12 protein-coding genes and 1 pseudogene are annotated in these 10,457 nt (G+C 72.2%); 10 read left to right on the top strand and 3 right to left on the bottom strand.

Annotated features, from left to right (window positions below; genetic code table 11):
- Window positions 1–35: 35 nt before the first annotated feature.
- Both prcB and prcA read left to right on the top strand, forming a co-directional pair.
- On the top strand, window positions 36–860 hold the full coding sequence (prcB, locus tag AC5LSR_RS14325; RefSeq protein ID WP_250281418.1) for a proteasome subunit beta: 825 nt from the start codon (window positions 36–38) through the stop codon (window positions 858–860).
- Window position 861: 1 nt separating this feature from the next.
- Window positions 862–1,584, top strand: a complete 723-nt coding sequence (prcA, locus tag AC5LSR_RS14330) for a proteasome subunit alpha (RefSeq protein WP_250291201.1) — start codon at window positions 862–864, stop codon at window positions 1,582–1,584.
- Window positions 1,585–1,741: 157 nt separating this feature from the next.
- Here the strand turns inward: prcA and AC5LSR_RS14335 are convergent, their stop codons facing one another.
- The gene (locus AC5LSR_RS14335) at window positions 1,742–2,482 is read right to left on the bottom strand and encodes a dienelactone hydrolase family protein (RefSeq protein WP_250281414.1); all 741 of its coding nucleotides are present in this window, start codon (window positions 2,480–2,482) and stop codon (window positions 1,742–1,744) included.
- 286 nt (window positions 2,483–2,768) lie between these two features.
- Between AC5LSR_RS14335 and pafA the strand changes: the two genes are divergently transcribed.
- The 6 genes from pafA to AC5LSR_RS14365 all read left to right on the top strand — a co-directional run bounded on the left by pafA (window position 2,769) and on the right by AC5LSR_RS14365 (window position 8,048).
- The gene (gene pafA / locus AC5LSR_RS14340; protein ID WP_047223534.1) at window positions 2,769–4,127 is read left to right on the top strand and encodes a Pup--protein ligase; all 1,359 of its coding nucleotides are present in this window, start codon (window positions 2,769–2,771) and stop codon (window positions 4,125–4,127) included.
- A 13-nt stretch (window positions 4,128–4,140) separates the two neighbouring features.
- Complete coding sequence (locus AC5LSR_RS14345; protein WP_250281412.1) at window positions 4,141–4,674, top strand: FKBP-type peptidyl-prolyl cis-trans isomerase; 534 nt, start codon at window positions 4,141–4,143, stop codon at window positions 4,672–4,674.
- Window positions 4,675–4,880: 206 nt separating this feature from the next.
- Entirely contained in the window at window positions 4,881–6,317 is a 1,437-nt protein-coding gene (locus tag AC5LSR_RS14350; protein ID WP_250291200.1) for a helix-turn-helix transcriptional regulator, read from the top strand.
- A complete protein-coding gene (locus tag AC5LSR_RS14355) occupies window positions 6,314–7,294 on the top strand; it encodes a helix-turn-helix transcriptional regulator (RefSeq protein ID WP_250281408.1) in 981 nt (326 codons plus the stop codon). The genes AC5LSR_RS14350 and AC5LSR_RS14355 overlap by 4 nt, the downstream gene beginning before the upstream one ends.
- A gap of 293 nt (window positions 7,295–7,587) precedes the next feature.
- On the top strand, window positions 7,588–7,749 hold the full coding sequence (locus AC5LSR_RS14360; protein WP_250281406.1) for a hypothetical protein: 162 nt from the start codon (window positions 7,588–7,590) through the stop codon (window positions 7,747–7,749).
- Between the two features lie 173 nt (window positions 7,750–7,922).
- Complete coding sequence (locus AC5LSR_RS14365; protein ID WP_250281404.1) at window positions 7,923–8,048, top strand: type II toxin-antitoxin system RelE family toxin; 126 nt, start codon at window positions 7,923–7,925, stop codon at window positions 8,046–8,048.
- A 182-nt stretch (window positions 8,049–8,230) separates the two neighbouring features.
- On the opposite strand, the pseudogene AC5LSR_RS14370 reads toward AC5LSR_RS14365, so the two are convergent.
- Window positions 8,231–8,570 (bottom strand): annotated as a pseudogene (locus AC5LSR_RS14370) (transposase); the annotation flags it as partial.
- A gap of 120 nt (window positions 8,571–8,690) precedes the next feature.
- A complete protein-coding gene (locus AC5LSR_RS14375) occupies window positions 8,691–9,437 on the bottom strand; it encodes an SAM-dependent methyltransferase (RefSeq protein WP_250281402.1) in 747 nt (248 codons plus the stop codon).
- Window positions 9,438–9,542: 105 nt separating this feature from the next.
- On the opposite strand from AC5LSR_RS14375, the gene AC5LSR_RS14380 reads away from it, so the two are divergent.
- Both AC5LSR_RS14380 and AC5LSR_RS14385 read left to right on the top strand, forming a co-directional pair.
- Window positions 9,543–10,064 carry a hypothetical protein gene (locus AC5LSR_RS14380; RefSeq protein WP_250281401.1) on the top strand — a complete coding sequence of 174 codons (522 nt, stop codon included), beginning with the start codon at window positions 9,543–9,545 and terminating at the stop codon, window positions 10,062–10,064.
- Between the two features lie 9 nt (window positions 10,065–10,073).
- Window positions 10,074–10,292: a hypothetical protein gene (locus tag AC5LSR_RS14385; protein WP_250281400.1), complete on the top strand. Its 219-nt coding sequence runs from the start codon at window positions 10,074–10,076 to the stop codon at window positions 10,290–10,292.
- Window positions 10,293–10,457: the final 165 nt, after the last annotated feature.

The raw sequence follows: 10,457 nt of genomic DNA on the forward strand, positions 1-10,457 counted from the left end.
GTTACCCGACCCATCGACTATCTGAAGGGGGATGCGTGGCTGATCCAGCGGGAGTCGCCGGACGTCTACCGTCTGTGTTCATGACACCGGGAACGTCGTCGTTCACCGAGTTCCTGTCCACCGCCGCGCCCGAGCTGCTGCCAGGCGCGCGCGGCAGTCTGCCGGCCGCCGTCACCGAGGTGGCCCATGGCACGACGATCGTGGCGGTGACGTACCCCGGCGGCGTGATCATGACCGGTGACCGCCGCGCGACCATGGGGAACGTGATCGCGCAGCGGGACGTCGAGAAGGTCTTCCACGCCGACGAGTACTCCTGTGTCGGCTATGCCGGCACGGCCGGGATCGGCGCGGACCTCGTCCGCCTGTTCCAGGTCGAGCTCGAGCACTACGAGAAGATCGAGGGTTCCACCCTCAGCCTGCACGCGAAGGCCAACCGGCTGTCCTTCATGATCAAAAACAATCTCGGCCTGGCGCTCCAGGGGCTCGCGGTCATCCCGCTGTACGCGGGCTACGACCTCGACGCCGGCAGGGGACGGATCTTCTCCTACGACATCACCGGCTCCCGGGCCGAGGAGCACGGCTTCCAGGCCATCGGCTCCGGCTCCGTCTTCGCCCGGGGCGCGTTGAAGAAGAAGGTCCGGGACGACCTCACCCAGGACGAGGCCGTCCGGGTCGGCGTGGAGGCGCTCTACGACGCCGCCGACGACGACTCCGCCACCGGTGGCCCGGACCTGACCCGCCGCATCTACCCGGTGGTCGCCGCGGTGACCGAGGACGGTTTCCGTCGCTTCACCGACGACGAGGTGGGCGCCGTGGTCGAGGCCGTCGTCGCCGGCCGTCTGACGAACCCGGGAGGCTGACATGACCATGCCCTTTGGCTACGCCAGCCCGGAGCAGCAGGTCCGGGACAGGTCCGAATACGCCCGCAAGGGGATCGCGCGCGGCCGCAGCGTGGTCGTGCGCAGCTACGCCGACGGCATCCTGTTCGTCGCGGAGAACCCCTCGTCCACCCTGCACAAGATCAGTGAGATCTACGACCGGGTCGCCTTCGCCGCGGTCGGCAAGTACAACGAGTTCGAGAACCTGCGGACGGCGGGCGTGCGCATGATGGACGTCCGGGGGTACATGTACGACCGCCGGGACGTCACCGGGCGGGCGCTGGCCAACTTCTACGCCCAGACCCTCGGCACGATCTTCACCGACAGCATCAAGCCGTACGAGGTGGAGATCGTCGTCTCGGAGGTCGGCGAGGACGCCGCCTCCGACCAGATCTACCGGCTGACCTACGACGGGTCGATCGCGGACGAGCGCGGGTTCGTGGCCATCGGCGGGCAGTCCGAGCAGGTCAACACGTCCCTGAAGGAGCATCACGCGGACGCGCAGCCGCTGGCCACGGCGCTGCGGGTCGCCGCGAACGCACTGCGGGCCGGCACGCCCCCGGGCGCCAACGGCGACCGCGTCCTGTCCTCGGCCAACCTCGAGGTGGCGATGCTCGACCGTACCCGTAACCGCCGGCTGTTCAAGCGCATCTCCGGCCCGCAGCTGGACGCGCTGCTGGCCGAGACCGCCGACACCCCGGGCTGACCCGGCGGCCGGCCGCTCTCCCGCCGGCGGCCGAGCAGATCAGCACGCCCCGAGGCGGCGCGATGTCTGTCGCGTGCCGCCTCGGGGGCCTGTACCGGCCCCGAGGCGGCACGCGATTCGTCTGATGTCGCCCGCCGTGGGCTCGGGACGGGCTGGTTCAGCCGGCGGCCACGTGGGCGCGCAGCCAGGCCAGCGTCCGGTTCCAGGCGTCCTCGGCCGCCGCCGGCCGGTGGATCTCGGCGCGGTCGCCACTGTGGAAGGCGTGCCCGGCGCCGGGGTAGCTGACCAGTTCGGTGGGCACCGCCGCCGTGCCCGCGGCCGTCCGCAGCGCGTCGATCTCGTCGACGCTGATCAGCACGTCCTCCTCGCCGTACAGGCCGAGCCATGGCGCGCGCAGCGCCGGCGCGAGCTCCACCAGCGGCGGTATGCCGTCCCAGTACGGCGTGCGCACCCCGCCGCCGTAGAACGACACGGCCGCGCCCACGGCATGGCGGGTGGCGGTGAACAGCGCCACGGTCCCGCCCATGCAGAAGCCGATCACCGCGGTCCGCCCGGGGGCGAGACCGGCGTCGGCGAGATGGGCGAGGCCGGCGTCGACGTCCGTGGTGATGCCGGTGGCGGTCAGGGTGGTCATCTGTCGCGGCGCGGACGGCCAGCTGCCGGCCGGGTCGACCTCGGCGATCCCGTCCCGGTGGTAGAGGTGCGGGGCGACCGCGAGCCAGCCGGCGCCGGCCAGCCGCGCGCACACCGACACCAGATACGGCGTGATCCCCCGCGCGTCCTGGACCACGACCACCCCGCCGTGGGTCGGGCCGTCCGGGCGCGGCGCGACCACCGTGGCGGGGGTGGCGGCGCCCACGGTCGTGACGGCCGCGGAGGGTTCGGGTGTCACTGTCATGTTGGTCGTCCTCTCCCGCCTCCGGCGGATCTCCTGTCCTCGAAAGAGCCGGTCCCCGGATCGCCGTCAGATCGTCCCGGGTCGTCCCCGGGTCGCGCCGTCCGTGCCCTCGACGCGGACGTTACCCGACGCGGGCACGCACCCGGCTCGTCTTGATACTCAAGGCGATGATGCCGCTGCCCTCCGTGTCACGGTGGGCCCCGGCGGGGCCGCGGGCGGCCATCGGTGCGCACGGGTGGGAGCGTCCGCTCACACCAGGGTGGGCGGGCGGCATAGGGTCGTCGGTGTGGATCGCCGCATCTTCGGCCTGGAGAACGAGTACGGGGTCACCTGTGTCTTCCGCGGCCAGCGCAGGCTGTCCCCGGACGAGGTGGCCCGTTATCTCTTCCGCCGGGTCGTCTCCTGGGGCCGTAGCAGCAACGTCTTCCTGAAGAACGGTGCCCGGCTCTATCTCGACGTGGGCAGCCATCCGGAGTACGCCACCCCCGAGTGCGACTCCGTGCCCGACCTCGTCACCCACGACAAGGCCGGCGAGCGCATCCTGGAGGGGCTGCTGGTCGAGGCGGAACGGCGGCTGCGCGAGGAGGGTATCGCCGGCGACATCCACCTGTTCAAGAACAACACCGACTCGGCCGGCAACAGCTACGGCTGCCACGAGAACTACCTGGTGGGGCGGCACGGCGAGTTCAGCCGGCTGGCCGACGTCCTGGTGCCGTTCCTGGTCAGCAGGCAGATCCTGTGCGGGGCGGGCAAGGTCCTACAGACCCCGCGGGGGGCGGTGTACTGCATCTCGCAGCGTGCCGAGCACATCTGGGAGTCGGTGTCGTCGGCGACCACCCGGTCCCGTCCGATCATCAACACCCGGGACGAGCCGCACGCCGACGCCGAGCGGTTCCGCCGCCTGCACGTGATCGTCGGCGACTCGAACATGAGTGAGACCACGATGCTGCTCAAGATCGGATCGACCGATCTGGTCCTGCGCATGATCGAGGCCGGAGTGGTGCTGCGGGACATGTCACTGGAGAACCCCATCCGGGCGATCCGCGAGGTCAGCCACGACATGACCTGCCAGCGCCGGATCAAGCTGGCGAACGGGCGGGAGGCGAGCGCGCTGGAGATCCAGCGCGAGTACTTCACCAAGGCGCAGGAGTTCGTCGAGCGCCGCGGCGGGGACGCGGTCGCCAAGCGCGTCCTGGACCTGTGGGGCCGCACCCTGCTCGCGATCGAGACCGACGACCTGGAGCTGGTCGCCCGCGAGATCGACTGGGTGACCAAGTACGTGCTCATCGACCGGTTCCGGCACCGGCACGGCCTGTCGCTGGCCTCACCCCGGGTGGCCGAGATCGACCTGAAGTACCACGACATCCATCGTGACCGGGGCCTGTACTACCGGATGGAACGTGGTGGGCTGGTGGAACGGGTCAGCCGCGACCTCGACATCTTCGAGGCGAAGTCCGTCCCGCCGCAGACCACCCGGGCCCGGCTGCGTGGTGAGTTCATCAAGCGGGCCCAGGAGAAGCGGCGCGACTTCACCGTTGACTGGGTGCACCTGAAACTGAACGATCAGGCACAGCGTACGGTGCTCTGCAAGGATCCGTTCCGGTCCGTCGACGACCGGGTCGACAAACTCATCGCCAGCATGTGAGGACCACCTACCTGTGACCGTTGTCCCCCGCCTTGGCCGCGGCGTCCGTTTTGTCATACTCTGTTCCATTCTTCTCGCCGCGTTACCCGTCACTCTCACCGCCTGCGGCAGCTCCACCGCACCCGACGGGACGGGCGAACCGCAGCTACCGACAGTGACGGGCGCGGGCAGCCTGTCGGCCAAGCCGACGATCGCGGCCGGCGCCGGCACCCCGCCGGCGACGCTGGTGACCCGCGACCTCGTGGTCGGCACCGGCGCGGCGGCGTCACCGACCAGCACCGTGTCGGTGCAGTACGTCGGCACGCTGTGGGCCAACGGCAAGGAGTTCGACGCCAGCTGGGACCGCGGGGAGCCGTCGATCTTCCCGCTGGACAGCGTCATCCCCGGCTTCCAGCAGGGCATCACCGGGATGCGGATCGGCGGCCGGCGCACGCTCGTGATCCCGCCCGAGCTCGGTTACGGCCCGGCGGACCAGGGGCCGATCCCGGGCGGATCCACCCTGGTCTTCGTCGTCGACCTCGTCGGTGTCCAGGCCAGCGACAGCTGACCGGCACCCCGCCCGGCCGGTCCACGCGGACGCGGACGGACCGGCCAGGCGGGGCAGGCCGGGCAGGCCGCAACGGGCCGCCCGGCTCTTCGGCCACTCGAACGACAGCTGCCGGCCCGGACGTTTCGGACGCACGGCCGACGCTTCACCGCACGGGCTGCCGCGTGGGCGGCGCTGAAGATCCAACAGAGGTGTTCTAGCCTCGTATGGTGTCCCGTCGTCGGCTGGAACGGCTGCTGAACCTGACGATGTGCCTGATGGCCACATCGCGGTTCCTCACCGTGGCCGAGATCGGCGAGCTCGTGGAGGGCTACACCCCCGGCGGCACCGATGACGAGCAGGGGGCGTTCCGCCGCATGTTCGAGCGGGACAAGCAGTACCTGCGCGACATCGGCATCCCGCTGGAGACCGGGTCGGACTCGTACTGGAACGACGAGGTCGGCTACCGCATCCGCCGCGGTGACTACGCGCTGCCGGAGATCTCCCTCGACCCGGACGAGGCCGCCGCCCTCGGCCTCGCCGCCCAGCTGTGGTCCAGCACGGCGCTCGCGGACGCGTCCGCCAGCGCGCTGCGCAAGCTCGCGGCCGGCGGTATCCGCACCCTGCCCGGCCCGGACGGCCTCCCGGGCGTCCCGGGCGGGCTGTCGGGCGGCTTGGAGCCCCGGGTCGCCACCACGGAGCCCGCGTTCGCGCCCTGCCTGGCCGCCGTGCAGGCCGGGCAGGCCATCCGCTTCCCCTACCGCAAGGTGGAGGAGACCGAGCCACGCGAACGCCACGTCGAACCGTGGGGGGTGGTCTCCTGGCGGGGACGCTGGTACCTCGTCGGTCACGACCGTGACCGGCAGGCCCCCCGGGTCTTCCGGCTGTCACGGGTGACCGGCCCCGTGCGGGCGCTCGGGCCGGCGGGCGCGGTCCGCGTCCCCGACGGGGTCGACCTGCGGGCGCTGGTGTCCGCGTCGGCGCCGTCGCCCGAGCTCACCCGCACCGCCGTTCTGCGCATCCGCCCGGGGGCCGGTCACGCGCTGCGCCGGTACGCGCGGATGCTCCCCGACAGCCCACCGCATCCCGTGCCGGGGAGCGGCCCCGCGCCGGGGCGCGCCGGGGACGGCTCCGTCGCCGCGCCGGCCGGCATGGACCGGGTAGAGATCGACTACTCCGACACCGAGCAGGTGGCCAGGTGGATCGCCGGCTACGGCGCGGACGTGCTGGTGGAGCGGCCGGCCCAGCTGCGCGCCGAGGTGGTCCGCCGCCTCACCGACGCCGCCCGGGCCCACGACGGCATCGATCGGCCGCGCCCGGCGGCGAAACCGGCGGACCCGGCCGGTTCCCGGGCGTTCTCCTGCTCCGCGGCCCCGGCATCCCCACCGGCCTCCCCAGCGGCCTCCTCGGTGAAAAAGCCGACCGGGGGACGGAAGAGGCAGCCGACGGCCGTGTCCCCGGGGGAGCCAACCGGGGACACGGTGGTCCCGCCGGTGGTCCCGCCGGTGGTCCCGCCGGTGGTCCCGCCGGTGGTCCAGCCGGTCGCTGACACGGTGGCCAGGGATCCGGCGGTTCCGCCGGTGCCCTCGTCGGCCGGGGCGTCCGACGGGGAAGCGGGCAGGGCGTCCAGCGGGGCGGCGACGCTGCCGGAGAACGTGCCGTGAGCTCGCCGGCGTCCTCCTCCGCGGCCACCGACCGGCTCAGCCGGCTGCTGGCCCTGGTGCCGTGGCTGCGCGCCCATCCCGGGGTGTGCCTCGACGACGCCGCCGCCACCTTCGGGATCACCGTCCGCCAGCTGCGGGACGACCTGGACCTGCTGTTCGTCTGCGGCCTGCCCGGCGGCGCCCCCGGCGACCTGATCGACCTGAGCTACTCCGCCGACCAGATCACCGTCCTCGACCCGCAGACCCTCGACCGCCCGCTGCGGCTGTCCGCGGACGAGGCGATGGCGCTGGTCGTCGCGGCCCGCACCCTCGCCGACGTGCCCGGCCTGTCCGCCCGCGACGCGCTCGACCGGGCGCTGGGCAAGCTCGCGGACGCCGTCGGCACCCTGCCCGCCGACCGGGTCCGCGTCGAGCTCGACGCCCAGGACGACGTCCTGCGGGCCGTCCAGGAGGCGGTGGCCCGCCGCCGGCGGCTGCGCCTGCGCTACCTGGTGTGGTCCCGTGACGAGCTGACCGAACGCGACGTCGACCCGATACGGGTGCTCACCCGGGACGGCCACTGGTACCTGGAGGGCTGGTGCCACCGGTCGGCCGAGGTCCGGCTGTTCCGCCTCGACCGGATCGACGGCCCGGACGGCGTCACCGTCCTCGACACGCCCGCCGACCCACCGCCGCGGGCCCGCCCGCGGGACACCGACGGCCTGTTCCAGCCCGGCCCGGCGCAGACGCTGGTCGTCCTCGAGCTGGAACCGGCCGCGCGCTGGGTCGCCGACCACTACCCGGTCGTCTCCCGCCGTGAGCTCGACGGCGGCCGCCTGCTGGTGGAGCTGCGCGTCTGGGAGCCCGGCTGGCTGCACCGCCTGCTCCTCGGCCTCGGTGACCAGGCCAGAGTCCTCGACCCCCCCGACATCGCCACGGGCATCCACGCCGCCGCCACCCAGGCCCTGGCCGCCTACGGCCTTGACACCCACGAATAGGCCCAGCGCTACGGTCTGTGGGGCTCCGTCCCCGTTGCTCCGCTCCGCTCGACGGCCGCGGATAGGCCCAGCGCTACCCGTCGGGCATGCCGCTCGACGAACACGGCTCACGCTCACCGGTGAGGCGTCGCCTGCCTCGCCTGCCGATCGTCACGTGATGATCGACAGGAGGGGCAGGCCGCTGTCGCGGAGATGTAGGCGTCTCCTCGGCCCTGGTGGTGCCGCGATGGCGGGCGACGGGTTACCGTCAGGTCTATGCCGGACTAGAGATCCGTCCCGGAGGGGGTGAGCGCATGTCGGAGCCGGTGATCGACGTGGTGTACGAGACCACGGACGAGGAGGACGAGTACGACCGTCAGTGCCTGGACGCCGCGCTCGCCGAGGGCGGCGACCCGGTGCCCTTCGATGAGGTGCTGGCCGAGCTCGGGTTCACGCGCGAGGACCTGCTGACCTGAGCGGACGTCGGCGACGGCAGGATGGTCCACTATGCCGCCTGTCGCCTACACCCTCACGTTCGAGCGTGCGGCCATGCGTGCGTCGGGCAAGCTGCCCCATGCCGTTCAGGACCGGCTGCTGCGCGCGACCGCGACGCTGGAACACACCCCGGCGGCCGGTGGGCTGCAGGGCGATGGTGGGCCGGCCCGGGCACTGGCGTATCAGGGTCGGCGACTACCGGGTGATCCACATCATCAACGACCGTGCGCTGCACGTCCTGGTCGTCGAGCTCGGACACCGCCGGGACGTCTACCGCTGATTCCCTTACATGACCTACTGCGTGCAGTACCGTAACGCGGGCTTCCCTCGACTGTGCGATAGGTGAACGTTACCGGGCGTCAGGTACCGGGCAGGTCCGGGCCGTGACCGCTCACCCGGCCTTCCGCAACCGCACCGTCCCGTCCCCGGCGCCGGTGCGGACGGCATGACCGGCCGCGCGGGCCAGGTGCATCCCGGCGGCGTCGTGATGAGCCCGGGCGGTGGTGGAGTCCACGCCGACCACCGACAGGTCCACCTCACCCCGCGCCCCGGCCTGGGCGATCAGACCCTGCAACAGGGCGTCGAAGACACCGGCGTCCCGCCACTGCCGGAACCGGTTGGACACGGTCGACCAGGCCCCGAACTCCCTCGGCATCTCCCGCCACTGCCCGCCCGTCCGGAACCGCCAGACCACCCCCTCGAACTGCGCCCGCAGCCGCCGCGGGTACGGGCCGAACCCGCCGATCGGCAGGTAGGGCTCGATGAACGCCCACTCCTCGTCTGTCAGCTGCGCCCGCGTCATGCACGACGGTCTACCCGATCAGACCCGGCCCACGAACGAACCCCACAGATCGATCACAACCCGATACACGCCCCCTTGTGGCGCACTGACACGTTTCTTACCGGCACCCGATTCAGCGGGTCAGGTTCGGCGGGCGACGAGCATCAGCCGGCTCGAGCCGAGCTGGTAGGGCGCGCCGTCCGGGCCTGCGTACCGCTCGATGCCGGTGAACCCGCCGTCTGTGAGCAGCTCACCGAGCTGGCGGCTGGTGTAGACGCGGTGCAGTGCCGTGGCGTCGACGACCTCACTGCCCCGGCTGAACCGGTACCGGCTGATCAGGCAGCTTTCGTCGACGTCGTACTCGGTCGTCGTCTCGACCTTGATGTCCCCGGTCCGCATGGTGCGTGGCTGGCCGCTGTAGCCCGGCAGGACGGTCTCCGCGGCCGCGGAGAAGTCGATGACGAGACCCCCGCCGGGAAGGAGTGCCCCGGCGAGGGCGGCGACGAACTCCCGGGTGCCGGCGGTGTTCAGGTAACCGAAGCTGTTCCCCAGGCACACGGCGGCGTCGAACGACGCCGACCGCGGGATCGAGCGCATGTCCGCCTGGGTGAACCTGACGTCGAGGCCGGCCCGGGCCGCCTCCCGCCTGGCATGGCCGACGGCCTCGGCCGAGATGTCGATCCCGGTCACGTGGTGACCGAGCGCCGCGAGCGCCAGGCTGTGGCGGCCGCTGCCGCACGGGGCGTCGAGAATCCGGCTGCCCGCCGCCAGGCCCAGGTGCCGCTCGACGAAGGCGATGTCGGCGGCGGTCAGCTCCGGCGTCGCCGCGCGCCGCCAGAACTCGTTGGGAAGCTCGGTGAAGAACCGCGTGTACCACTCGGCCGACATCTGGTCCGCGGAGCCCGGCGTGGCCGGGGGAGTGCCGGTCCCGCCGGAAACGAACGGGGAAGAGGACGTGGAAGACATGGAAGACGTGAGAGACGTGGAACGGGGATGACGAGACAACGCCAGAAGCTCCTCATGGTGAACATCGACATGACGACTGATGTCACCGGGCACACCGAGACCGCCACCGCGGGGCGGCGCGGCCTCGACTACCGCTGGCACTACCGGCCGGCGGCTCGGGTGGCCCGGGACAGGACCCGGGCAGCCATGGCTTCCTCCATACACATGCCGGCGAGCTGTCGCTGGCGGATGGGACACGACGGTACCAGCCTCTCCCGAACCGTCAACGCGATTCAGGTTCCCGTCCTCGCGGCAGGCCACCGCGATCGCCCATGGGATTGTCCCGCCCGGCGTCTTCGGCGGACGAGGCGACGGCGGGCGCCCGCTGGTGAAGCTACGTATCTGGGAGCCCGGCTGGCCGCGCACCGCCTGGCCCTCGGCCTTGGCGACCAGGCCGGAGCCCTCGGCCCCTCCGACTTCGTCGCGAGCATCCACACCGCCGCCACCCAGGCCCTGGCCGCCTACGGCCGCGACGGGTACGCCGCCACGGGCGGGCCTGCGGGCCGGTAGGTTGATCTCATGCGCTGGCTGCTCATCGATCTCGGTCTCGTCCTGTTGACGTTCGTCCTGCTCGTCGCGCTGGCATTGCGGGTATGGGGGCAGGTGCGACAGGTCAACCATGAGGCCGCCGAGCTGCGCGGCCGGCTGTCCACGCTCACCGAGGAAACCGCGGCGCTCGCCGCCCGGCTGGACGCCGCCGAGGTGACCGCGCGGCTGAACGAACGAATCCCGGCCTGACACGCCCACGCGGGGCCGCGCGGGCCCCGGCGTGTTCCCGAGGGTGGGCCCGGTGGGTTCGGAAGGCGGATTCCCCGGGCCGCGCGGGTCCCGGCGTGTTCCCGAGGCCCGCGCGGCCCCGCGGGCCTTCCGGACCGGTTTCCGGGCCTTCCCGGGGAACCACAG

The sequence above is a fragment of the Protofrankia sp. CiP1_Cm_nod4 genome (assembly GCF_982290645.1).

Excerpts from the sequence above, each read along its gene's own strand:
- prcA (WP_250291201.1), top strand. The coding sequence starts at position 862 with ATGACCATGCCCTTTGGCTACGCCAGCCCGGAGCAGCAGGTCCGGGAC.
- AC5LSR_RS14335 (WP_250281414.1), bottom strand. The coding sequence starts at position 2,482 with ATGACAGTGACACCCGAACCCTCCGCGGCCGTCACGACCGTGGGCGCC.
- AC5LSR_RS14350 (WP_250291200.1), top strand. The coding sequence starts at position 4,881 with ATGGTGTCCCGTCGTCGGCTGGAACGGCTGCTGAACCTGACGATGTGC.
- AC5LSR_RS14360 (WP_250281406.1), top strand. The coding sequence starts at position 7,588 with ATGTCGGAGCCGGTGATCGACGTGGTGTACGAGACCACGGACGAGGAG.
- AC5LSR_RS14365 (WP_250281404.1), top strand. The coding sequence starts at position 7,923 with ATGGTGGGCCGGCCCGGGCACTGGCGTATCAGGGTCGGCGACTACCGG.
- AC5LSR_RS14375 (WP_250281402.1), bottom strand. The coding sequence starts at position 9,437 with ATGTCGGCCGAGTGGTACACGCGGTTCTTCACCGAGCTTCCCAACGAG.
- AC5LSR_RS14380 (WP_250281401.1), top strand. The coding sequence starts at position 9,543 with ATGACGAGACAACGCCAGAAGCTCCTCATGGTGAACATCGACATGACG.
- AC5LSR_RS14385 (WP_250281400.1), top strand. The coding sequence starts at position 10,074 with ATGCGCTGGCTGCTCATCGATCTCGGTCTCGTCCTGTTGACGTTCGTC.